General features: G+C 63.5%; 24 protein-coding genes. 8 read left to right on the top strand and 16 right to left on the bottom strand.

The window, feature by feature from the left end:
* Nucleotides 1-28 precede the first annotated feature (28 nt).
* Both D460_RS0128755 and D460_RS0128750 read right to left on the bottom strand, forming a co-directional pair.
* Nucleotides 29-1,279, bottom strand: a complete 1,251-nt coding sequence (locus tag D460_RS0128755) for a class I SAM-dependent RNA methyltransferase (protein ID WP_018902075.1) — start codon at nucleotides 1,277-1,279, stop codon at nucleotides 29-31.
* The gene (locus D460_RS0128750; RefSeq protein ID WP_018902074.1) at nucleotides 1,276-2,022 is read right to left on the bottom strand and encodes a TlyA family RNA methyltransferase; all 747 of its coding nucleotides are present in this window, start codon (nucleotides 2,020-2,022) and stop codon (nucleotides 1,276-1,278) included. The genes D460_RS0128755 and D460_RS0128750 overlap by 4 nt, the downstream gene beginning before the upstream one ends.
* Nucleotides 2,023-2,479: 457 nt before the next feature.
* Between D460_RS0128750 and D460_RS0128745 the strand changes: the two genes are divergently transcribed.
* Nucleotides 2,480-4,414, top strand: coding sequence for a methyl-accepting chemotaxis protein (locus D460_RS0128745; RefSeq protein WP_026283654.1), 1,935 nt, complete (start codon nucleotides 2,480-2,482; stop codon nucleotides 4,412-4,414).
* Between the two features lie 86 nt (nucleotides 4,415-4,500).
* Here the strand turns inward: D460_RS0128745 and D460_RS0128740 are convergent, their stop codons facing one another.
* Entirely contained in the window at nucleotides 4,501-5,391 is an 891-nt protein-coding gene (locus tag D460_RS0128740; protein WP_018902072.1) for a LysR family transcriptional regulator, read from the bottom strand.
* Nucleotides 5,392-5,565: 174 nt separating this feature from the next.
* Here D460_RS0128740 and D460_RS0128735 point away from each other — a divergent pair, with 174 nt between their 5' ends.
* On the top strand, nucleotides 5,566-6,462 hold the full coding sequence (locus D460_RS0128735; RefSeq protein ID WP_018902071.1) for a DMT family transporter: 897 nt from the start codon (nucleotides 5,566-5,568) through the stop codon (nucleotides 6,460-6,462).
* A 4-nt stretch (nucleotides 6,463-6,466) separates the two neighbouring features.
* Here D460_RS0128735 and D460_RS0128730 read toward each other — a convergent pair whose 3' ends face one another.
* Both D460_RS0128730 and D460_RS34045 read right to left on the bottom strand, forming a co-directional pair.
* Nucleotides 6,467-6,892, bottom strand: coding sequence for a potassium channel family protein (locus D460_RS0128730; protein ID WP_018902070.1), 426 nt, complete (start codon nucleotides 6,890-6,892; stop codon nucleotides 6,467-6,469).
* 90 nt (nucleotides 6,893-6,982) lie between these two features.
* Nucleotides 6,983-7,219 carry a hypothetical protein gene (locus D460_RS34045; RefSeq protein ID WP_155947879.1) on the bottom strand — a complete coding sequence of 79 codons (237 nt, stop codon included), beginning with the start codon at nucleotides 7,217-7,219 and terminating at the stop codon, nucleotides 6,983-6,985.
* 255 nt (nucleotides 7,220-7,474) lie between these two features.
* Here D460_RS34045 and cax point away from each other — a divergent pair, with 255 nt between their 5' ends.
* Nucleotides 7,475-8,551 carry a calcium/proton exchanger gene (gene cax / locus D460_RS0128720; protein WP_245267831.1) on the top strand — a complete coding sequence of 359 codons (1,077 nt, stop codon included), beginning with the start codon at nucleotides 7,475-7,477 and terminating at the stop codon, nucleotides 8,549-8,551.
* Between the two features lie 14 nt (nucleotides 8,552-8,565).
* Here cax and D460_RS0128715 read toward each other — a convergent pair whose 3' ends face one another.
* Entirely contained in the window at nucleotides 8,566-9,498 is a 933-nt protein-coding gene (locus D460_RS0128715) for an AraC family transcriptional regulator (protein WP_018902067.1), read from the bottom strand.
* A 104-nt stretch (nucleotides 9,499-9,602) separates the two neighbouring features.
* Here D460_RS0128715 and D460_RS0128710 point away from each other — a divergent pair, with 104 nt between their 5' ends.
* Together D460_RS0128710 and D460_RS0128705 are read left to right on the top strand one after the other, a co-directional pair.
* Entirely contained in the window at nucleotides 9,603-10,340 is a 738-nt protein-coding gene (locus D460_RS0128710; protein ID WP_018902066.1) for an SDR family oxidoreductase, read from the top strand.
* Between the two features lie 2 nt (nucleotides 10,341-10,342).
* A complete protein-coding gene (locus D460_RS0128705) occupies nucleotides 10,343-10,720 on the top strand; it encodes an Atu4866 domain-containing protein (RefSeq protein ID WP_037112293.1) in 378 nt (125 codons plus the stop codon).
* 234 nt (nucleotides 10,721-10,954) lie between these two features.
* Here D460_RS0128705 and dxs read toward each other — a convergent pair whose 3' ends face one another.
* From dxs to D460_RS0128680, 5 genes are all read right to left on the bottom strand, one after another.
* On the bottom strand, nucleotides 10,955-12,871 hold the full coding sequence (gene dxs / locus D460_RS0128700) for a 1-deoxy-D-xylulose-5-phosphate synthase (protein ID WP_026283650.1): 1,917 nt from the start codon (nucleotides 12,869-12,871) through the stop codon (nucleotides 10,955-10,957).
* Between the two features lie 135 nt (nucleotides 12,872-13,006).
* The gene (locus D460_RS0128695) at nucleotides 13,007-13,927 is read right to left on the bottom strand and encodes a pirin family protein (protein ID WP_018902063.1); all 921 of its coding nucleotides are present in this window, start codon (nucleotides 13,925-13,927) and stop codon (nucleotides 13,007-13,009) included.
* A gap of 30 nt (nucleotides 13,928-13,957) precedes the next feature.
* The gene (locus D460_RS0128690; RefSeq protein ID WP_245267829.1) at nucleotides 13,958-14,314 is read right to left on the bottom strand and encodes a HepT-like ribonuclease domain-containing protein; all 357 of its coding nucleotides are present in this window, start codon (nucleotides 14,312-14,314) and stop codon (nucleotides 13,958-13,960) included.
* Nucleotides 14,304-14,669, bottom strand: a complete 366-nt coding sequence (locus D460_RS0128685; protein WP_018902061.1) for a nucleotidyltransferase domain-containing protein — start codon at nucleotides 14,667-14,669, stop codon at nucleotides 14,304-14,306. Before D460_RS0128685 ends, D460_RS0128690 begins: the two co-directional genes overlap by 11 nt.
* Nucleotides 14,670-14,690: 21 nt before the next feature.
* Nucleotides 14,691-15,458, bottom strand: coding sequence for an SDR family oxidoreductase (locus tag D460_RS0128680; protein WP_018902060.1), 768 nt, complete (start codon nucleotides 15,456-15,458; stop codon nucleotides 14,691-14,693).
* A 273-nt stretch (nucleotides 15,459-15,731) separates the two neighbouring features.
* Here D460_RS0128680 and D460_RS0128675 point away from each other — a divergent pair, with 273 nt between their 5' ends.
* Both D460_RS0128675 and D460_RS0128670 read left to right on the top strand, forming a co-directional pair.
* Complete coding sequence (locus tag D460_RS0128675; RefSeq protein WP_018902059.1) at nucleotides 15,732-16,529, top strand: hypothetical protein; 798 nt, start codon at nucleotides 15,732-15,734, stop codon at nucleotides 16,527-16,529.
* A gap of 4 nt (nucleotides 16,530-16,533) precedes the next feature.
* On the top strand, nucleotides 16,534-17,025 hold the full coding sequence (locus D460_RS0128670) for a hypothetical protein (RefSeq protein ID WP_018902058.1): 492 nt from the start codon (nucleotides 16,534-16,536) through the stop codon (nucleotides 17,023-17,025).
* A gap of 31 nt (nucleotides 17,026-17,056) precedes the next feature.
* Here the strand turns inward: D460_RS0128670 and D460_RS0128665 are convergent, their stop codons facing one another.
* Together D460_RS0128665 and D460_RS0128660 are read right to left on the bottom strand one after the other, a co-directional pair.
* Nucleotides 17,057-17,308, bottom strand: a complete 252-nt coding sequence (locus tag D460_RS0128665; RefSeq protein ID WP_018902057.1) for an exodeoxyribonuclease VII small subunit — start codon at nucleotides 17,306-17,308, stop codon at nucleotides 17,057-17,059.
* A 2-nt stretch (nucleotides 17,309-17,310) separates the two neighbouring features.
* A complete protein-coding gene (locus D460_RS0128660; RefSeq protein WP_018902056.1) occupies nucleotides 17,311-18,246 on the bottom strand; it encodes a histone deacetylase family protein in 936 nt (311 codons plus the stop codon).
* A 508-nt stretch (nucleotides 18,247-18,754) separates the two neighbouring features.
* Between D460_RS0128660 and D460_RS0128655 the strand changes: the two genes are divergently transcribed.
* Nucleotides 18,755-19,156, top strand: a complete 402-nt coding sequence (locus D460_RS0128655; RefSeq protein ID WP_018902055.1) for a thioesterase family protein — start codon at nucleotides 18,755-18,757, stop codon at nucleotides 19,154-19,156.
* Nucleotides 19,157-19,158: 2 nt separating this feature from the next.
* Here D460_RS0128655 and D460_RS0128650 read toward each other — a convergent pair whose 3' ends face one another.
* Genes D460_RS0128650 through D460_RS0128640 form a run of 3 tightly spaced genes read right to left on the bottom strand, consistent with a single transcriptional unit; the run spans nucleotide 19,159 to nucleotide 21,029 of the window.
* Nucleotides 19,159-19,722, bottom strand: coding sequence for a biotin transporter BioY (locus tag D460_RS0128650; protein ID WP_018902054.1), 564 nt, complete (start codon nucleotides 19,720-19,722; stop codon nucleotides 19,159-19,161).
* A 24-nt stretch (nucleotides 19,723-19,746) separates the two neighbouring features.
* A complete protein-coding gene (locus tag D460_RS0128645; RefSeq protein ID WP_018902053.1) occupies nucleotides 19,747-20,355 on the bottom strand; it encodes an energy-coupling factor transporter transmembrane protein EcfT in 609 nt (202 codons plus the stop codon).
* Nucleotides 20,355-21,029: an ABC transporter ATP-binding protein gene (locus tag D460_RS0128640; RefSeq protein WP_018902052.1), complete on the bottom strand. Its 675-nt coding sequence runs from the start codon at nucleotides 21,027-21,029 to the stop codon at nucleotides 20,355-20,357. The genes D460_RS0128645 and D460_RS0128640 overlap by 1 nt, the downstream gene beginning before the upstream one ends.
* Nucleotides 21,030-21,089: the final 60 nt, after the last annotated feature.

The following is a 21,089-nucleotide window of genomic DNA, read 5'->3' as shown; positions in this document are numbered from 1 at the left end:
TCTATCCGGAAGCGGAAGGACGCCGGGTTTACTTCTCCAGCGTTGCCACCACCTCGACATGCGAGGTCCAGAGGAACTGGTCGATCGGCGTCACCGAGGTGATGCGATAGCCGCCCTCGACGAGAATGGCGAGGTCGCGTGCAAGCGTCAGCGGGTTGCAGCTGACGGCGGCGATCTTCTTGACCGTCGAGCGGGCAAGCTCCTTGCATTGGAACTCGGCACCCGCGCGCGGCGGGTCGAAGACAACGGCATCGTAGACCTTGAGTTCCGAGGTCATCAGCGGCCGGCGAAACAGGTCGCGGCGCTCGACGCTGACGGGCTTGATCCCCTGCGTGTTGCGCGCGGCGTGGTCGAGTGCCGCAAGCGGCTTGTCTTCGCTTTCAACCGCATGCACCCGGCCGATCCGTGCCAGCCTGAGCGAGAAGGTTCCGGTGCCCGCGAAGAGGTCGGCGATGCGCTTGGATTTGCCGACATGGGCAAGCACCAGCTCGGACATCGCTTCTTCCGCCGGCTTTGTCGCCTGCGTGAAGCTTCCCGCCGGTGGCGATACCTGGACGCCGCCGAAATCGAGCATCGGCTTCACCGGTTCGATCAGGATCTCGCCATTGACGGAGACGCGGGCGATCCCGCGCATCGAAAGCACGGTCTCGGTCGCCTTGCGCCGCTGCTGGTCCGAAAGCTTCTTCAGGCCGTCGGCGGCGATGTCGAGGCCGGTCGCCGTTTCCAGCACGGTGATGCGGAACGCCTCGGCGTTGACGGCAAGGGCTGCGCCGATCGCCTTGATCGCCGGCAGCCGCGCAATGAGGCTTGCCGACGAGATGGGACATTCCTCGATATTGACGAGGTGATGGCTTTCGGCCTGGTTGAAGCCGATGAGCATCTCTTTCTCGGTCTTGCGCGCGGCGAATGTCACGCGGCGGCGCTCGCCGGGATGAGCGACGACGAGTTCGCCGACTTCAGGTGTGAGACCCTTGGATTTCAGCGCATCGATGACCAGCTGGCGCTTGAAGCCGCGATAGACCGCATCACCTGCGTGCTGCAGCGTGCAGCCGCCGCAGGTGCCGTTGACGCCATCGGGCCCGAAGTGCCGACAGTGCGGCTCCTGCCGGTCCGGCGAGGGCGTGGTGATCGACATCACCGTGCCCTGGCTCTTGACGCGCGCAATGGCGACCGTCTCGCCCGGCAGCGTGAAGGGCACGTAGACGGGGCCATCAGTGCCGTTGGCGATGCCGTCGCCCTGGGCGCCGAGCTTCTGGATGGTGACTGTTTCGGTGCTCACGGCTTCGTTCCTGCGAGTAGATATTCCTGGTTACCATCCCCGCCCGAAATCGGCGAGGGGATCAGCCCGAGGCTGGTCCAGCCCATGTCTTCGACGAACCAGCGCTCCAGTTCGGCGGCAACGGCGGGCGCGGTCGAAGGGTCCTTCAGCATGCCGCCCTTGCCGATCGCCTCGCGGCCAGCCTCGAACTGCGGCTTGACCAGCAGCACGGCCGTAGCACCCGGCTCAGCGAGATCGAGCGCCGGCGCCAGCGCCAGCTTCAGCGTGATGAAGGAAACGTCGGAGACGATGAAGGTGAGGGGATGGCCGATATCCTCGGCCTCCAGATTGCGCGCGTTCAGGCCCTCGATATTGGTTACATCGGGATTTTCGGCAAGCCGTGGGTGCATCTGGCCGTGGCCGACGTCGATCGCGGTCACATGCGCGGCGCCGCGTTCGAGCAGCACTTCGGTAAAGCCGCCGGTGGAGGCGCCGACATCGAGACAGTGATGGCCCGTCGGATCGAGCTTGAAGTGATCGAGCGCGGCCGCAAGCTTCAGCGCCGCGCGCGAGACGTATTCCTGCGCGGGATCATCGATCTCGATCGAGACATCTTCGCCGAAGACGGCGCCGGCCTTGGTGACGACCTTGCCGTCGACCTTGACGGTGCCGCGGCTGACCGCGTCGCGGGCGCGCGAACGGCTGGCAAAAAGACCCAGGCTGACGAGGAGCTGGTCGATGCGTTGTGTATTTTGATCGGACATGGCCTGTCCATGCCGGGCAATGCGGCCCGTTGCAAGCCTTTTGTTGGTTTGGGGTGTTTGTCCGCCACCGCGCCCCGATCGCCGCGCGGCAGGCGTAATAGCTTCCATCACGGCGGATCTATCCAAGCAACGACGAAATTAGCCTGTCCTGTGTGAGTTTGAAGAGAGCTACAACCTGCGCGGTTGTTCAGTGGTTGATGTTGCTCTCAAGTAGGCTGCTCACCCTGCTGCACAGCGGTTTTCCAAGATAAACTGCGACCAGTTGCCGCGCCGACTTAAACAATTTTAAATTTTCCGTGGCTAGTGTCGCCGTCGATTGCAGCGGCCGAAAACCGCGTTCGCCATGATGGCTTAAAATCCTACCGCCGATCATGTTTTCCCTCGTTGATAGTTTCCCCGCACGCGCTGACGCGTGCCCGATTTGCCATGGCGCCAGGCGCCCAGGAAAGACCGACTGATGTTTGCTAGAAACATGTCCCTGAACGGTAAGCTCGCCGCGACCTTCGCGGCTCTCATTCTCATTTTTGTATCCGTCTCCGCCTTCGTCTATTCGAAGGCCGGCGCCGTGGCGGAAGCTGCCGTCGAGGAAAAGCGGTCGGAGCTGCTGGTCAACCAGATCGACGACGCGCTGCAGGCCATGCTGGAGCAGGCCGTGAACCTGCGCGGCTTCCTGCTCTTCAAGAGCGACAGCACCTATGGCGATCTCTTCAACAACCGCGACCGCATGCTGAACGCGATTGCCGCCGCCAAGCAGACGGCCGCGGGCAAGACCGAGTTCCTGGGCCAGATCGACGCCATGCAGAAGGCTGCCGACCTCTACTTCAACCAGCTCGCCGTGCCGCAGAGCAAGGCGCGCAAGGAAACCGACATGCCGATCGACCAGATCGTCAAGATCGGCGTCAACGAGACCAAGGGCCAGCTCGATGGCTTCCGCCAGGCCTCGGCCAAGATCAAGCAAGCCGCGCGTGATGAATCCGCAGCCCTTTCCGCCATCAAGGCCGATGCAAGTGCCGCGCTCAACATGACGCTGCTCTTCGGCGGCATCTTCGCGGCCCTTGCTGCCGTCGTTCTTGCCTGGATGCTGTCGCGCAGCATCGTTCGCCCGATCGTCGGCATGACATCCGCCATGGGCCGTCTGGCCGGTGGCCAGAACGATATCGAGGTTCCGGCACTTGATCGCCAGGACGAAGTCGGCCGCATGGCGCAGTCGGTGCTGGTGTTCAAGAACGCGGCGATCGAGAAGCTGCGCCTGGCCGGCGAAACCGATCGCATGCGTGGAGACGCCGAACGCCAGCGCCAGATGGGCGACGAGCAGAAGGCGCGCGAGGAAAGCGAACTGCGCTTCGCCATCGACAACCTCGCCGATGGTCTCTCCGGCCTTGCCAACGGCAATGTCGCGATCCGCATCACCACCGCCTTTGCGCCCCAGTTCGACCGCCTGCGCAACGACTTCAACCATGCCGTCGAAAAGCTGCAGGCAGCCCTGCAGTCGGTCGGCCACAACGCGTCTGCCATCAATGCCGGCGCCGGCGAGATCCGCACCGCAGCCGACGATCTGGCCCGCCGCACCGAGCAGCAGGCCGCAGCCGTCGAGGAAACGGCAGCAGCGCTTGAAGAAGTCACCACCACGGTCCGCGACAGCGCCAAGCGCGCCGAGGATGTCGGCCAGCTGGTCGAGCGCACCCGTCTCGGCGCCGAGCGCTCCGGTGAGGTCGTCCGCAAGGCCGTCACCGCCATGCAGGAAATCGAGAAGTCGTCGGGCGAGATCTCCAACATCATCGGTGTCATCGACGACATCGCCTTCCAGACCAACCTGCTGGCGCTGAACGCCGGCGTCGAGGCCGCACGCGCCGGTGAAGCCGGCAAGGGCTTCGCGGTCGTCGCCCAGGAAGTGCGCGAGCTCGCCCAGCGCTCGGCCAATGCCGCCAAGGAAATCAAGGCGCTGATCAATACGTCTGGCACGCAGGTCAATTCCGGCGTCTCGCTGGTCGGCGAAACCGGCAAGGCTCTGTCGGAGATCGTCGGCGCCGTGCAGGAGATCAACCGCCATGTCGGCGCCATCGTCACCGCCACGCGCGAGCAGTCGATCGGCCTGCAGGAGATCAACACCGCCGTCAACAACATGGACCAGGGCACACAGCAGAACGCCGCCATGGTCGAGGAACAGACGGCCGCCAGCCACTCGCTCGCCCAGGAAGCCATGGCGCTGGACGATCTGCTGCGCCAGTTCAACCTCGGCAACGACCGCGCCGCACCGCGCGCCGCAACCGCCACTCCCGCCTCGCGCCCGGTCGCTTCGCCGGCCAATGCGCTGAAGCGCAGCGTTGCCCGCGCCTTCGGTGGCGGCGGCGCAAGTGCCGCGGCCGTCAAGGAGGAATGGTCGGAGTTCTGATCGAACGCCTGATCATCGACAGGAAAGGAAAGGGGCTGCGCATCGCGCGGCCCCTTTCGCGTTGAGGATCCAACTGGCCGAAAACCTCAGCTGGCCAGCGCCAGCCCGCCATAGCGGCTGATCTCGCTTTCGATCTCCGCCACCAGCGTATCGAGCGCCGCGTTGCGCACCTTGCGGCCGCGACGGACCACGTAGACGAGATCGGGAGGGACCGGGAAGCGGTCGGTGATGATCTGCATCTCCGGCCTGAGATGCCGCTCGTTGAGTAGCGCCACGCCCATGCCGGAGCTGACGGCGGCGATAATGCCCGCAGCGCTCGCGCATTCGAACACCGTCTCCAGCATGATCCCGCCATCCTGCCCGATATCGAGCGCCCAGTGGCGATAGAAGCAATCGTCGTGGAAGGAGAGGAACGGCACGGACGCCGTTTGCGGCAGGAGCAGGCTCGGATGCTTCACCCAGTGCAGCGTCTCTCGAAACAGGATGACATCGGTCGGGCGCACCTCGTGGGCGAAGACCTGCACGATCGCCGCGTCGAGTTCGCCCTGCTCGAGCATTGCCCGCAGCACCAGGCTCATGCGCACCTGCGTGCGCACGGACACATCGGGATGCAGCCGGCGAAAGCGGCCGAGAATATGGGCGAGCGCCGAGCAGGTCGTATCCTCCGTGAGGCCCAGCGCGATCCGTCCGGCCAGCGTCGTCTTCGACAGGCTGAGCAGCGCCTCGTCGTGCAGCCCGAGAATGCGGCCGGCATAATCCAGCAGCTCCTCGCCCTCGGTGGTGAAGGCGGTGGCGCCGGCCTTGCGATTCAGGAGCTCGCAGCCGAGGCTCGTTTCCAGCCGCTTGATCTTGTGGCTGACGGCCGATTGCGACAGGCCGAGCGCTTCCGCCGCCCGCGTGATGCCGCCGTGATGACGGATCGCCCAGATGGCGCGCAGCGCATCGATCTCCAGCCGCCGGTTGTTCAGGTCGCTCATTTCGTGCTGCTCTCTTCGTTAGCTGCCGGTCAAAGGATGCAACGAAGAGCCGGCATTTGCAAACTTCCATGACTGAATTCGTTTGAAAGTCATGCCACGATCGAAATTTGTCATGTGCTTGGCTGGCGACCATGGCTTAAGCGGTCGATTGCAGACGCATGACAGGGATCACCAATGACGGACCACGCATTGACCGCCACGACCAAGCAGCAGCACCGCCTTCTCTGGCCGCTGATGGCCACCTTGCTGATCATCGGCTGGAGTTCCGGCTTCGTCGGCATCCGCTATGCCAGCGAGGAGGCGAGCGTCGTGCTCGTGCTCTTCTGGCGCACGCTTTTGTCCGGCCTTATCCTGCTGCCCTTCGCCCTGACCATCGGCCCGCGCATGCAGCGGAAGGCGATCGTCGGGCAAATGTGGTTCGGCGTCATGTCGGTCTTCCTCTATCTCGGCGGCTTCGCGCTGGCGATCGAGCAGCGGGTACCCACCGGCCTCGTGGCGCTGATCTCGGACTTGCTGCCGCTCGCCATCGCCACCCTGTCGCAGCCGGTGCTTGGCGAGCGCCTGAGCGGCCGTCAGTGGCTTGGCACGGCGATCGCCGTCGCCGGCGTGCTGATCGTCTCCCTAGATAGCCTGAGCTTCGGCTCGGCTCCGCTCTGGGCTTACGGCTTGACCGTCGGCTCGATGCTGATCTTTGCGCTCGCCTCCGTGCTCCACAAGCGCCGGCGCGTCGGCCACATGCCGGTACACCAGAGCCTCTGCATCCACACGCTGACCGGCTCGGCGCTTTTCGGTATCTGCGCCCTGATCCAGGGCGACATCGCGCCACCGATGACCCAGAACTTTGCCATCGGCATGGTCTGGCTGGTGCTGATCGCCACCTTCGCCGCCTATTCGGTCTATTACACCAGCCTGCGGCTCTTCCCGGTCGCCAAGGTCAGCGCCGCGATCTATCTGAGCCCACCGGTCACCATGCTCTGGGCCTGGGCGCTGTTTTCCGAGCCGCTGACGCCGACGATGTTCGTCGGTCTCGGCGTCACGCTGGTCGGCGTCTTCATGACCTCGCGAAGCTGACACCTCACGCGTCGTTCGCCTTGCCGTCCCGGAAATACAGGCGCTGGATCACCGCCATGATCAGCGCCGTCGCCCAGCCGAAGATGATCCAGCCGTTGACCGCCTCGAAAGCCGAAATCTGCCGCCACTCCTTGCCAAGCACGACATCGCCAAAGCCGACGGTCGTGAAGGTCGCGGTGGAGAAATAGATGGCGTCGTCAAGCGATGGCAGCGCGCCGATCAGATAGTAGAGGAGCGCCCAAAGGCAGATATCGAGACTGATCGGGATCAGCAGATAGCTGACCCAGGCGACGGTCGCGATCGTGGCATGGCGGCCGAGATATCCAGGCTCCGCGTGCCGGATGGCGCGAAGCCCGATCTCCATGAAGACGGCCTGTATGGCGACTGTGGCCGCGATCAGCGCGGTGGCGAGGAGAAAATTGACGGGCACCGGACCTCCAATGGATGTGGGTCAATATCAATACTGCGCAACGATCTCCGCCGCGCTCCGCCCACGCGCGAGCCGGCAGACCGGCACGCTTCAAGCGGCGCGCGATGAACACTCGCCAGCGTCGTTGCTTTCGGCGCGCGCCCGACTGCCTTCAGCATGCGCTCGAATGCCTTCTGCATGCGCCCGACGCAGCAGCCACCGCACAAGTTCCCTCGCTTCGTGCGGTTCAAGCAGCACAGCCGTCACCCCGGCCTCGACAGGCAGGCCCGTCGCCCGGTCGATGACGTTAACAAGCCCAAGGCGGCTCGGCACAACGATGTACCGCACGCCGCTCACTGCTCCTGACTGCATTCCAACCACACCCCTCGCTTTCATCCCGGCCAAACTAGCAGGCACGTCACGTTCCGCATTGCGCAGGATCAATCCTTCGGGGGAAAGGCAGCCATATCGGCGCAGCGTTGATCACACGCAATGCAGGCCGACGGCCAAGCCCCTATGCTCATCCGCGCGAAAATCCGGATGGAGCCCGCCGTGCAGAATGTTCAGCGCAAACATGGGCCTTCGGGGTTGATCGAGGCGGCAATGGCGGAGCTTCGCGCCGCGCCGCTCCTGACACTCCTCGTCTTCGTGCCAGTGGTGATCCTGACCGATATGGCGGCGCCAGAGTCCCACACGCTGCTCTTCATCCTCTCGGTGTTGGCGATCATCCCACTCGCGGCCCTGCTCAGCCGCGCAACGGAAGCCGTCTCCGCCCGTACGGGTGACGCCGTCGGCGGCCTGTTGAACGCCACGCTTGGCAACCTCACCGAACTCGTCATCTCGCTCGCCGCCCTCCAGGCCGGGCAATATCTGCTGGTCAAGGCCTCGATCGCCGGCGCCATCGTCACCAACACGCTGTTCATGCTCGGCGGCTCCTTCCTGCTTGGCGGCCTCAAGCATCACCTGCAGGAATTCAATCGCGTCAGCGCCCGCTTCCAGGCGTCGCTGCTCTTTCTGGCAACCGTCGCCCTGTTCGTCCCCTCGCTTGTCAGCCGTGCCGATCAGGGGCCGGAGATGGTGCAGGCGCTCAGCCTCGGCCTCGCCGTGATCCTGATCGCCGTCTACGCCATGGGCATGCTGTTTTCGCTGAAGACCCACCGCGAACTCTTCGCCAGCGTCGGCGAGGCCGAGGAGCACCATGGCGGCTGGGGGCTTTCGACCAGCATCATCATCCTCGTCGTGGTGACGCTCTTCGTGGCGCTGATCAGCGAAGTCTTCGTCGGCTCGGTGCAGGCGGCGGCCAAGAAGATGGGCATGACGCCCGCCTTCGTCGGCTTCATCGTCGTGGCGCTCGTGGGTGCCGCGGCGGAAATGACCGCGGCCTTCTCGGCCGCCCGCGCCAACCGGCTCGATCTCAGCGTCGGCATCGCGCTCGGTAGCGCCTCGCAGATCGCGCTCTTCGTCGCCCCCGTCCTCGTGATAGTCAGCTATTTCATCGGCCCCGAGCCCATGTCGCTGCAGTTCTGGCCGGGCGCGGTGGCCATGATGTTCCTCGCCATGATGGCCGCGGCACTGCTCTCCAATGGCGGGCGCGGCGCTTGGTATGTCGGCGTGCTGGCGCTCGCCGTCTACGCCATATTCGGCCTGACACTGTTCCTGCTGCCGCCCGCCGCGTCCTAGTATCCGGACAGGTCCTAGTATCCGGAAAGGCTCGGAGACGTGCGCATCCGCGCCACATCCCGCTTCGGCGTCTCCTTGTGCACCCGGACATAATCGCGGTTGAACTGCGAGGGGCTGTCATATCCGACGCGAAACCCCGCCTCGGCCGCCGTCATGCCCTCTACGATCATCAGCCGCCGCGCTTCCTGCAGGCGGATCTGGGTGCGGAATTGCAGCGGGCTCATCGCCATCGCGGCGCGAAAATGCTCGTAGAAGGATGACGAGCTCATGCCGGCGATATCGGCCAGTTCCTCGATCGCGAACGGGCTCCCGAAATTGCGGCAGACATAATCCACCGCGCGGCCGATCTGGTTCAGCCGGCTCTCGCCGCTGGCGATCTGCCGGATCAGCCCGCCCTGCGGTCCCGATATCAGCCGATGCAGGACCTCACGCTCGATAAGCGGCGCCAGGACCGGCGCATCCTCGGGCGCATCGAGGAGACCAAGCAGACGCGCCGCCGCATCGATCAGCCTTGGCGTCGTCTCGCTGACCCGCGCCGCCGCCGGGTTCTCGTCGCGAGCTGGTGCACCCGCGATCATCTCGTTCAGAACCGTGCGGTCGAACTCCAGCCGCAGGCAGAGATAGGGCGCGTCAGGACTGGCCTCTATCACCGCGCCAATGACCGGCAGGTCGACGCCAACCACGAGATAATGCGCGGCATCATAGATATAGCTGGTATCGCCGATCGTCGCCCGCTTGCGCCCCTGCGCGACGATGCAGCAGGAAGGTTTGTAGAGCGTATGGAGCGGCTCTGTGGTCGCCGAGGATCGTATAACGCCGACGCGCGGCAGCACGGTGTCGAAGTTTCCATCCATGCCGGCATGGCGATCGATCAGGGCGGCGAGATTGGTGATTGTTTCCATGATGCCAGCATCGGCCGTCGCGCGCGCTTTGCCAAGGGGCAACATTCCATTTCGGAGGATCGTGCAAGAATTCCGGAAAAGCCGTCTACCGCAACTGGTCCCGTCGGCGCGATCCTGTCTCGGTCAACAGATCGCTTGAGGAGCAAGACATGACCGATATGAACAACAAGGTAGTGCTGATCACAGGCGCCAGCAGCGGCATCGGTGCCGCAACGGCCCGCGAATTGGGCCTCGCCGGCGCAAAGCTGGTCATCGGCGCGCGCCGAACCGACCGCCTGGACGCTTTGAGCGAGGAAATCCGTGCCGCTGGTGGTGTCGTGATATCGAGAGCGCTCGACGTCACCGACCGCGCCGACATGCAGGCCTTCGTCGATGCCACTATTGCCGAGTTCGGCCGCGTCGATGTGCTCGTCAACAATGCCGGCGTCATGCCGCTGTCGCTGATGTCCTCGCTGAAGGTCGAGGAATGGGACCGGATGATCGACGTCAACATCAAGGGCGTGCTCTATGGCATCGCCGCCGTGCTGCCCGTCATGAACGCCCAGCAATCCGGCCAGATCATCAACGTCTCCTCCGTCGGCGGCCTCGCCGTCTCGCCGACAGCGGCGGTCTATTGCGCGACGAAGTACGCGGTGCGGGCGATCTCGGATGGCCTCAGGCAGGAAAACAAGATCTTGCGCGTCACCTGCGTCTACCCCGGCGTGGTCGAATCCGAACTCGCCGACACCATCACCGAACCCTTCGCCGCCGAAGCCATGGTCGCCTACCGCGCCGTTGCGCTGAAACCCGACGCCATCGCCCGCGCCATCCTCTACGCCATCGACCAACCCGCTGACGTCGACGTCAACGACATCGTCGTGCGCCCGACGGCCAATGCGGGGTTGTGATCATGGTCATCCGCCAATCCCTCGCGGCAGCGCTGATCACCCTTGCCGCCGCCAACGCTTTCGCCAAGGATATCAAGATGCAAACATCTCCCGACTCGACCCATCCCTATGTCGGCATGTGGATCACCGCCGACGGCCGCATCAGACAGGAACTGCTGCCCAACGGCCGCTACGACGAAGCGCGCGGCACGGTCAAGAGTGCCTATCAGGGCCGCTACGAGGTGAGGGGCCGCCACATCGACTACTGGGACGACACCGGCTTCACCGCCGACGGCGAGTTCGTCGACGACGTGCTCCATCATGGCGGCATGGTGTTTTATCGCGATGGGTGCGGAAGGATTGATGGGGTGACGGTTGGTGTGAGCCATGGTTGGTGCTGAGCCCGTGGCACCCCCCTCTGTCCTGCCGGACATCTCCCCCACAGGTGGGGAGATTGACTGGGCTTACCCGCTCGCTCCACTCTCACTGTAGGGCTTTGAGCAAGCCGCGAGTCGATCTCCCCCCTTGTGGGGGAGATGCCCGGCAGGGCAGAGGGGGGTAATGCTGGCGCGAAGCTAGCCTAGTGAGCAAACCCGCAAAGGCCGAGCGTTCACTCAACCCATCAACCAACCCGCTTACCCAGCAAACCCAACAGCCGCCGGCCGGCCAAGAGCCTTGAACACGGTGCCGACAATCCCGGCCCGGTCGAGCCCCGCCTGCGCGTTCATCACCTCGGGCTTCGCCTGCTCCACCCAGAGATCGGGCATCACGAGCGAGCGCAGCTTCAGCCCGTTGTCGAGCAGACCCTCGGTCGCCAGGAACTGCAGCACATGGCTGCCGAAGCCGCCGACGGCGCCTTCTTCAACCGTGATCAGCATCTCGTGGTGACGCGCCAGCTGGCGGATCAGGTCGTGGTCGAGCGGCTTGGCGAAGCGAGCATCGGCAACCGTGGTCGAAAGGCCCGCAGCATCGAGGTCTTCGGCGGCGAGCATGCAGTCCGCCAGGCGCGTGCCGAAGGAGAGCAGCGCCACCTTGGTGCCTTCCTTGACGATACGGCCCTTGCCGATCTGCAGGATTTCGCCACGAACCGGCATCTCGACGCCCACGCCTTCACCGCGAGGATAGCGGAAGGAGATCGGGCCGGCGTCATAGGCGGCCGCGGTCCGCACCATATGCTTTAGTTCCGCCTCGTCGGCGGCGGCCATGACGACGAAGCCAGGCAACGTCGCCAGGAAAGTCGTGTCGAACGAGCCCGCATGCGTCGGCCCGTCGGCGCCGACGAAGCCGGCGCGGTCGATCGGGAAGCGTACCGGCAGGCCCTGGATCGCCACGTCGTGCACCACCTGGTCGAAGGCGCGCTGCAGGAAGGTCGAATAAAGTGCTGTAAACGGCTTGTAGCCCTCTGCGGCAAGCCCGGCTGCGAAGGTCACGGCATGCTGCTCGGCGATGCCGACATCGAAACAGCGCGACGGAAATACGCTTGCCAGCTTGTCCAGTCCTGTGCCGCTCGGCATGGCGGCGGTGATGCCGACGATCTTGTCGTCCAGCTCGGCTTCCTGCACCAGCGCTTCGGCAAATACATTGGTGTAGCTCGGCGCGTTCGGCTTCACCTTCGCCTGCGCGCCGGTGATGACATCGAACTTGTTGACGCCGTGATACTTGTCTGCGGCGGCTTCCGCCGGCGCATAGCCCTTGCCCTTCTGCGTGACGACATGGATCAGCACCGGTCCATGTGCATTATCGCGCACATTGCGCAGCACGGGCAGCAGGTGCTCGAAGGAATGACCGTCGATCGGGCCGATATGATAGAAACCCATCTCCTCGAACATGGTGCCGCCGGTCACGTAACCGCGCGCATGCTCGACGGCGCGGGTAATGGCGCGATCGACCGATTTGCCGAGATAGCTGGTCAGCTTCTTGCCGACTTCGCGCATGCCCATGTAGGTGCGGCCGGAGGCGAGACGCGCCAGATAGGCGCTCATGGCGCCCGTCGGCGGCGCGATCGACATGTCGTTGTCGTTGAGGATGACGATCAGCCGCGCATCGAGCGCGCCCGCATTGTTGAGCGCCTCATAGGCCATGCCCGCCGACATCGCGCCGTCGCCGATCACTGCGATCACGTTGCGCTTCGAGCCGGAAAGGTCCGCCGCAACGGCCATACCGAGGCCGGCCGAGATCGAGGTCGAGGAGTGCGCTGCGCCAAAGGGGTCGTATTCGCTTTCGGCGCGGCGGGTAAAGCCCGAGAGCCCGCCTTCCTGGCGCAGCGTGCGGATGCGGTCGCGCCGGCCGGTCAGGATCTTGTGCGGATAACACTGGTGGCCGACATCGAAGATCAGCTTGTCGTCGGGCGTGTTGAACACATTGTGGATGGCGATCGTCAGTTCGACGACGCCGAGGCCCGCGCCCAGATGTCCGCCCGTCTTCGACACCGCGTCGATCATCTCGTCTCGCACCTCGCGCGCAAGCTGCGGCAGGTCGCGATCCTCCAGCTTTCGGAGGTCGGCCGGATAAATGACCTTGTCCAGCAGCGGCGTCTTCGGCGGTTGTGTCACGAGAGGCACTCTTTCTTGTCGTTCTTGTTCTTGTCGTCTTTTCCAGGCGTTTTGGGGCACATAGCCTTTAGGCCATAAGTTGCGGTGAAAGAAGTCGATTTCAAGAACCGCAAGGATCCTTTCTAGAGGAGAACGCTACTCCGGCAAAGGGACGAATTCCTCTTCATCCCCCGGAACGATGTCGAAACGCCCGGTGCGCCACTCTTCCTTGGCCTTTTCGATCCGCTCTTTCGACGAGGAAACGAAGTTCCACCAGATGTAGCGCTTCGAGTTCAGCGCCGCCCCGCCGAACAGCATGAGATGACATCCTTGGGCACCGCCCTCCAACGTGATCGCGTCACCCGGACGGAACACCAGCAGCTGATCGGGCGCGAATCGGTCGCCCGCGATCACCACCTCGCCCGACAGCACATAGATTGCCCGCTCCTCATGCGCGGCGCCGAACGGGAACTTCGCGCCGGCATCGAGATTGATATCGGCATAGAGCGTGTCGGAAAACACGCTCACCGGCGAAGTCATGCCCTCGAACGCGCCGATCACCACCCGCCCGCGCACCCCGCGTTCGTCGATGACCGGCATCTCGCTCTTTTCCGTATGCGCGAAGGAGGGATCGATCTCCTCCTTGTCATCGGGCAGCGCCAGCCACGTCTGCAGCCCGGACATCAACAGCGGATGGCCGCGCAGATTATCCGGCGTCCGCTCGGAATGTACGATGCCGCGCCCCGCCGTCATCAGGTTGATATCACCAGGCCGGATCACCTTCTCGGTGCCGAGGCTGTCGAGATGCCGGATTTCACCGTCAAACAGATAGGTGACCGTCGACAACCCGATATGCGGATGCGGCTTCACATCGAGCGCCTCATCCGGCTTCAAGATCGCCGGCCCCATCCGATCGAAAAAGATAAACGGCCCCACCAGCCGCCGCTGCCGGGTCGGCAGCGCCCGCCTGACCTGAAACCCGCCGATATCGCTGGTGCGCGGGATGATCAGGTTCTCGATGGCGTCGCAGGCAAAGGCATCGCCGGGGAGGGGGTCTTTGCCGGGGAAGAAGGACATGGGGTGTCTCCGTTGGCGAAAGTGGTGAGCTTATTTGTCGGCCGCTTCGTGAGCTTCGATCGCCAATTCTATATCTCTGAGAAGTGGGCGGATATTCTTTTCAATCAGCTCCCAGATACGCGGCAGCATGACGTCTTCATAGTCGTGGCGAAGGATATTGCCGATGCCGCGTATCGCTTGCCAGTCGTGGCCGGGAAGCAGCTCTTCGGCGAAGCTGCCGAGTTTGACCGCAGCCTCCGAAATGCGCGAGATACAGCGCTCGCTCGCGTCCGCAGCCATCTCGTTGGCAACGAACTCAGCGTAGGTCATGCCTTCGGTATAGGCCAATATCTTTCGACCATTGTCGGTGATGTCGGCCAGACGGAGCCATGGTTTGCTAGAAGGCAACTTGGCGGTCTCTTTCGATCTCTTTGGCGAGGCGAGGTTTCTCGATCGGTTCCGAGATGACGTCGACAGGCCGGCCGGTGATATCTTCAAGTCTTTCTTTGAGACGATAGAGCGTCCCGAAATATCCGAAGCCGGAATGCAGCACTTCGTCCGTAAGCTCAACGATGACATCGATGTCGGACTCCGCTGTCGCTTCGCCGCGGGCGACCGAGCCAAACAGCGAAAGCCCGAGAACGCCCTCAGCCCTGAGCGCGTCCTCATGCTTGCGAATGATCGCTATGACCTGATCCTTGTCCATGTCGCCAATATAATCGACCTCTGCGACTTGGTCGAGACGCAGCCACCGGCCGCCCATCAAGCGCCGCCGCCCCAGCAATCACATCGCCGTAAACCCGTTATCGACGAACAGATGCGCGCCGTTGACGAAGCTCGACTCATCGCTCGCCAAATAAAGTGCCGCCCGCGCCACATCCTCCGGCTCGCCGATCCGTCCCTGCTGCGCGGCGATCGCGGCATCCGAGACGTCGACGCCGAGTTTTTGCAGGTCGGCCACCTCACGAAGGCCGTGTGGCGTGCGGATGAAGCCGGGGCAGACTGCGTTGCAGCGGATGTTGCGGTCGCGGAACTCGACGGCGATGGCACGCGCGAACATGTGCACGGCCCCCTTGGTCGTGTCGTAGAGCACCTCCATCGGCGTCGCGGCGACAGCCGAGATCGACGAGGTGCAGACGATCGAGCCGCCACCTGCCGCAATCATCTTCGGCAGCACCGCCTTGGTCATCAGGAACATCGAGCGCACGTTGACGGCATGCAGCCAGTCCCACTCCTCAAGCGTCGTCTCAAGGAACGGCTTGATGACGATCGTGCCGGCATGGTTGAAGAGCACGGTCACCGCGCCGTAGCGCGCCTCGATGTCCGCTACGGCTGTGTTCACCGCCGTCTCGTCGGACACATCCGCCGTCCAGAAATCGGCCTCGCCACCTGCTGCGCGGATGTCACGCACCGTCTCAGCCGCCGCCTCGCCATTGCGATCGATGATCGCGACCTTCGCGCCCTCCGCCGCAAACAACCGCGACGCCGCTCCGCCCATGCCGGTCGCTCCGCCCGAGATAATCGCGATCTTGCCCTTCAACCTGTCCGTCATGCCGTCTCGTCCCCTCTGGTGTTTCGGGGATGATAGACCGCCATTTGACGGATGGCCAAGGGGTTTGATGGGGGAGGGCAGCGCTTTGCCAATCGGCGGTCAGACCTGAAGCTTTGAATGGTGACGGGATCCAAAAGTTACAATCTCGCTGTGGCCATTAACGGCGGTTTTACCGCACGCGCACTTCGCCGCTCGCTGGCGTTGGTGTGACCTTGTCTCATTCCGGGATTGATGCAACCAAGGGGCGCATTTAAATCTGAAAGCCATTCGTACATGCAGTATAAGAAACATGGGCGGCTCGGAAAGCTGGCGAAAAGCGCCGCTCTTCTGGCCGCATTCGCCACCTTGGCCTCCTGCGCCACCAATCCAAACTCAACAAAAATGGGCGCCGACGGCAAGGATGCCGCCAGGCAGGCGGATGCCATGGTTGCGGACAAGGGCGCCGCTGCCGTCGTGCGCGTTTCGCTCAATGGCAGCTATTGCGTGCGCGGCACCGTCCGCCTGCAGAAAGTCGTCGACGGCAAGATCGGCTCGGGGCCATTTACCGAAATCGGGCAGCCCAACGGGCTTTATGGTGGCGACGCGATCATCAAGAATCTTGCCAAGACGACCGCGCAAATGCTGACGCTGAACGTGCCGGCGCTGATCAAGGAGAATGGCGTACGCGATATCCGCACGTCCTTCCGCCCGATCGAGCCGGGCCGCTATGCCGTGACCATGATCACCTGTCAGAACGGCAACAGCATCGCATCCATGGGGACAGGCAATGCCGGGTTTTGGGGAGTTCAGGGGAAGGAGCCACAGTACACGCTGCTTGGCGACAATACGATCACGATCGGCAAGGGGCAGATCGTCGATGCCGGCGTGATCGACATTGTCCAAATGAGCAGCGGCGGGTTCTTCTCCGGTGCCGCGCGGGGCCGCCTTGTCGGGTCTCAGGCACCGCAGACATTCAAGGATGCAATCCGGTTGAACGTTCCGGAAATCTATTCCCGCATCACCTACACGAAGTTCACGGCAGATTACGAACTGCTGTTGTCGAGCATAACATCGAAGGCCAAGGCAAAGTAAATCTATGAAGACGATCCCCACAGACCGCATTTCCCGTCGCGCCGCACAGTTCGGCGTCGCATTGGCTCTCTCAGCTTGCCTGATCGTGCCGCAAACCGCGTCAGCCGCGCCAAAGAGCAGCAAGGGTAATGACATCGCCGTTGCCGCGTTCAAGGATGTCTGCCTTGCATCGGCGCCCACATTCGCCACCGCGGCGGCCAAGGCGAAGCGCTATGGCGTAAAGGACGCCGAACAGCAGTTCGGCGGCATGACCGACGACCACTCGATGTCCGTTCAGATCAAGCCCAAGAGGGAATGCGCGGTCACCAGCGAAAATCGCTCGGACCCGACGCTGCATCCACAGTTCCTTCGTGTGATCGAGGCTTCCGGTGCGGAGGTGCCGAAAGACGCTAAGGCAGGCAAGCCTTTCGTCGCGACGATCAAGGGAAAACGCTTTATCTTCCAGCACGACAGGCGAGGTGGCGAAGCCTACGTGATGCTCAGCCTCGACAAATAAGGCTGGTTCGCAATCGGACGGGGCGAACCACTTAGGCCCCGTCCAAGGGCTCCACGCCCTGCGGCTTGCCCGCGCGATCGAGCCTGATCTTCTCGATCCGGTTTTCAGCGGCCGAGAGCAGCGTCTCGCAATGCTTTTTCAGCGCTTCGCCGCGCTCGTAGATCTCGATGGACTCGTCCAGCGCCACGTCGCCGCGTTCCAGCCGGGCGACTATGCTTTCGAGTTCGGCGACCGCCTTTTCGAAAGAGAGGCCGGAAACCTCCGGCTTGGCGTTGTCGGACATGCTCAACCCTTCATCATTCTCAAAACATGCAGCCCGGCCGATTCGGCGAGCCCTTCCAGATCATAGCCGCCTTCCAGAAGGCTGACGACCCGGTTGCCGGCACTTTTGTCGGCCACTTCGAGCAGCCGCCCGGTCGCCCAGTCGAAGTCCTCGCCGACGAGGTTGATCTGCGCCAGCGGGTCGCGGTGATGCGCGTCGAACCCGGCCGAGATGATGATCAGGTCGGGGCGGAAGTCGTTCAGCGCCGGCAGCACGCGGGATTTGAACGCCTCGCGGAAATGCTCGCTGCCGACATTGGGCGAAAGCGGTGCGTTGACGATCGTGTCGTGTGCGCCGGTTTCGTTCTTGGCGCCGCTGCCGGGATAGAGCGGCATCTGGTGCGTCGAGCAGAACAACACGGACGGATCGTCCCAGAAGATGTCCTGCGTGCCGTTGCCGTGGTGCACATCCCAATCGACGATCGCCACGCGCTCAGCGCCGTGCCTGCGTTGGGCGTGGCGGGCGGCGATGGCGGCGTTGTTGAAGAAGCAGAAGCCCATCGCCTTGGATTTTTCGGCGTGGTGGCCGGGTGGCCGCGAGGCGACGAAGACATTGTCCGCCTTGCCGGTGAAGACGTCGTCGACAGCCGCCATCGCGCCGCCGATCCCCGTCAGCGCCGCCTGCAGGCTCTTCGGGCTGGCATAGGTGTCGGCCTCGAGCTGGTTGATCTCACCTTCTTCCTCCGGCACCTGCCGCATGACGGAAAAGAGATGCTCTTCCGGATGCGCCAGAAGCACGGCATCTTCCGATGCTTGCGGTGCCTGCTGGCGGTCCAGCCGGTCGAAATGCGGATGCCCGAGCGCCACGTTCAGCGCCCGCAGCCGGTCGGATCGCTCGGGGTGTCCCTCGGGCGTGATGTGTTCCAGAAAGATCGGATGTTCGTAAAGGCGGGTGCTCATAAGAGCCTTTCCTGGTTAGATTGAAGCATTCTGTTGGCTCAAACGGAGTCGAATGATCGTCCGGCCGGCGCGCGTCGTAGCCCAAGCATACGGCCAAGCCGGCCGGACGATCAGGCGGCCCGTTTCAGCCAACCCCGGTGGTTTGCTTCGCAAACCAGCTAGGGCCGGGCATCTTTCCGCCAGGATCAAAGGCGATCTGCTCGACCGTACCTGGGGTATGCCCTTCGCCAATCGCCTTTGCCCTGACGAAAACCTGCTCCGGCAGAATGCTTCAAGCTAACCAGGAAAGGCTCTAAATCACTCTATTTGCCTGCCTCGTCATGTTCCACAGCAGATGGGGTAGGGGCTCGCGATTTCAACAATCGTGCGCTGTCATACGCCTTTCGCCTTCATTTACATAATATTAGCAGGCGATTATTCTTGGGGACTAAAGCAATTCCAGCAAAAGTGCAGCGCGGTTTTGCGTCCGGAATTGCGCAATAGCAAAGGCTGAGACTGGGGGAAATCGATGAATGCTGCGATGCGCTCCAACATTGTGCAGATCCACGTGCCGTTCCGCGATGTGGACATGAACGGCCAGATGTTCCTCGGCTCCTACATCTCCTATGCCGAATCTGCGCTGGCGAAATTCTGGTCCGAGCGACCTGACTTGGCGGACGAGCCGCTCTATGTGGCGAGCAAGATCACCTGCATCCTGCATCGGCCACTGCGCTATGACGAAATGGTGTTGTTTACCACCGCCGTCGACAAGATCGGCGTGCGTTCCGTCGGCTTCATCATTGCGGTGGACACAGGCGATGAGCGCGCCGCCGAGGTCGAGATCGTCTGGCAGGCGCAGACGCGCGAGGACAAGGCACCGGTCCCGCTGCCTGAAGTGACGCGGGACTGGCTCTACGGTTTCATGAACTAGCTTTAGTTCTTGACGGGCAGCAGCGGATAGCCGGCCATGACCGCGCGGCCGACCAGCGCCGCAACGAAGGCCTTGATCACATCGCCGGGAATGAAGGCCATCGAGCCGGTAAACGCGGCCTTGAGGCCGATCTGCGCGGCAAAGGCGAGATAGACGATGCCGAAGGCGTAGAGCACGACGATCCCGCCCATCATCGCCGCGAAGAAGAAGCCGGTCAGCTGCATGCCGGCCGCCTGGCCGTGCTTCACCAGCCGCTCGCTGATATAGCCGGTCGTGAAGGCGGCGAAGACCCAGCCGATCAGAAAGCCGGTGGTGGGTGCCGCGAAAGCCGCGAGCCCCCCGCGACCACCGGAGAGAACAGGCAGGCCGATCGCCACAAGCACAAGCACGATCAGCACCGCCACCGTGCCGCGCCGGGCGCCGAGCACCACGCCGGCCATCATCACGCCGAGCGACTGCGCCGTGATCGGCACCGGAATGAAGCCGAGCGTGATCGGCGGCAGAATGCCGAGCGCGACGATGATGGCGGCAAACAGGGCGGACAGAACGAGGTCTCGGGTGCTCATGATGGCTCCGTGGTTCAATAGGTGCTAAATCACATGCCGCCGAATACCGCGCGCGTCAATCGCAGCCGCGATGTTATCAGCATCCTTCAGCGTCAGGATGATCAACGGCACCAGCACGGTCGCCGGCCGCACCTTCAGCCCGCGCGCATGGTGCGCCTCGGCAATCGCGTGGTAACGGCCGATGATTTCAGGCACGAAGCGCACCACCAGCCCGACGGCAAGCCCGACATCGTCGGCTCGTACGAGGCCAAGCCGCTCCAGCGGCCGGGCGGCCAGCGTGATCTCCTCCATGAAGGCGGCAATCGTGGTTGTCGCGGTGACGCTCGCGGCAAACAGCATCAGCGCCGTCAGCCGAAGCAGCGCGACGACGGCGCCATGCCATGGATTGAAAGCGAGGCTGAAGACGGCGACGATCAGAATGGTGAGAAGGATCGGCTTCAAGCGCGCAAGGGCAGCACGAACCGGCATGCCGATGCCGAAGTAGACGGCGCCGGTGGCGACGACGGCAAAGCCGAGCAGCGCGATGTTGGCGGTGGCAAACAGCGCGATGCCGAGCACGGCGAGCACGATGAGCTTCACCCGCGCCGAGATCAGGTGCAGCCGGCTATTGCCCTCGACATAGAGCGATTGCATCAGGCCGCGAGCTCCCGGTAGCGGGGGATCGCCTCGGCGGCCGGCGCATCGGCTGCCAGTTGCCCCTGGTGAAACACTAGCACGCGCGGATAATCGGCGATCAGCTCCAGATCGTGGGTGATGACGATGGCGCTCTCGTGCAGGCTCTCGATCAGCCCCTGCACGAGGCCGCGGTTGCGCAGATCGAGCTGGTTGGTCGGCTCGTCGAGAATGAGAATATCGGGACCGGTAGCGAGCACCGAGCAGAGCGCCGCCATCTGCAGTTCGCCGCCGGAGAGCTCGTGCGCGCGCCGCTCGGCCAGATGCCCGGCATTGAAGCGGTCGAGCACCTCGGCCACCCTGGCCTCGATCGCGGCCTTCGCAAGTCCGCGGCTCTTCAGCCCGAAGGCGATATCATCTCGCACGACAGGCAGGATGATCTGGTTCTGCGGCGATTGGAAGATGAAGCCGACATCGCCGAGCGCTGCCTTCTCATCCGATGTGTCGCGCCCGTTGACGATGACGCGGCCGGACGTCGGCTTGGTCAGGCCGTTGATCAGCCGCGCGAAGGTCGTTTTGCCGGAGCCGTTCAGCCCGATGATGGCGATGCGCTTTTCGGTGAGCTCGAGCGTCAGCGGCTGCAGCGCAGTCCGCGACCCGTAGCTGACGCCGGCGCTTTCGAAACGGATATTCACTGCGTCCCCCTGAGGTGAAGCGCCGTTCTATAAATGAATGCGGCCGGAGGGAAGATCAAA

It is taken from the genome of Rhizobium sp. 2MFCol3.1, assembly GCF_000377565.1.
GTDB lineage: Bacteria > Pseudomonadota > Alphaproteobacteria > Rhizobiales > Rhizobiaceae > Rhizobium.
This window is presented reverse-complemented; position numbering and strand designations above follow the sequence as displayed.

Coding starts and splice junctions, on each gene's coding strand:
- D460_RS0128650 (WP_018902054.1), bottom strand. CDS start 19,722: ATGAGCACCCGAGACCTCGTTCTGTCCGCCCTGTTTGCCGCCATCATC.
- D460_RS0128745 (WP_026283654.1), top strand. CDS start 2,480: ATGTTTGCTAGAAACATGTCCCTGAACGGTAAGCTCGCCGCGACCTTC.
- D460_RS0128715 (WP_018902067.1), bottom strand. CDS start 9,498: ATGTTGCCCCTTGGCAAAGCGCGCGCGACGGCCGATGCTGGCATCATG.
- D460_RS0128740 (WP_018902072.1), bottom strand. CDS start 5,391: ATGAGCGACCTGAACAACCGGCGGCTGGAGATCGATGCGCTGCGCGCC.
- D460_RS0128675 (WP_018902059.1), top strand. CDS start 15,732: ATGCAGTATAAGAAACATGGGCGGCTCGGAAAGCTGGCGAAAAGCGCC.
- D460_RS0128655 (WP_018902055.1), top strand. CDS start 18,755: ATGAATGCTGCGATGCGCTCCAACATTGTGCAGATCCACGTGCCGTTC.
- D460_RS0128660 (WP_018902056.1), bottom strand. CDS start 18,246: ATGAGCACCCGCCTTTACGAACATCCGATCTTTCTGGAACACATCACG.
- D460_RS0128695 (WP_018902063.1), bottom strand. CDS start 13,927: ATGTCCTTCTTCCCCGGCAAAGACCCCCTCCCCGGCGATGCCTTTGCC.
- D460_RS0128735 (WP_018902071.1), top strand. CDS start 5,566: ATGACGGACCACGCATTGACCGCCACGACCAAGCAGCAGCACCGCCTT.
- D460_RS0128750 (WP_018902074.1), bottom strand. CDS start 2,022: ATGTCCGATCAAAATACACAACGCATCGACCAGCTCCTCGTCAGCCTG.
- D460_RS0128705 (WP_037112293.1), top strand. CDS start 10,343: ATGGTCATCCGCCAATCCCTCGCGGCAGCGCTGATCACCCTTGCCGCC.
- D460_RS0128710 (WP_018902066.1), top strand. CDS start 9,603: ATGACCGATATGAACAACAAGGTAGTGCTGATCACAGGCGCCAGCAGC.
- D460_RS0128680 (WP_018902060.1), bottom strand. CDS start 15,458: ATGACGGACAGGTTGAAGGGCAAGATCGCGATTATCTCGGGCGGAGCG.
- D460_RS0128645 (WP_018902053.1), bottom strand. CDS start 20,355: ATGCAATCGCTCTATGTCGAGGGCAATAGCCGGCTGCACCTGATCTCG.
- D460_RS0128665 (WP_018902057.1), bottom strand. CDS start 17,308: ATGTCCGACAACGCCAAGCCGGAGGTTTCCGGCCTCTCTTTCGAAAAG.
- D460_RS0128685 (WP_018902061.1), bottom strand. CDS start 14,669: ATGGGCGGCCGGTGGCTGCGTCTCGACCAAGTCGCAGAGGTCGATTAT.
- cax (WP_245267831.1), top strand. CDS start 7,475: ATGGCGGAGCTTCGCGCCGCGCCGCTCCTGACACTCCTCGTCTTCGTG.
- D460_RS0128670 (WP_018902058.1), top strand. CDS start 16,534: ATGAAGACGATCCCCACAGACCGCATTTCCCGTCGCGCCGCACAGTTC.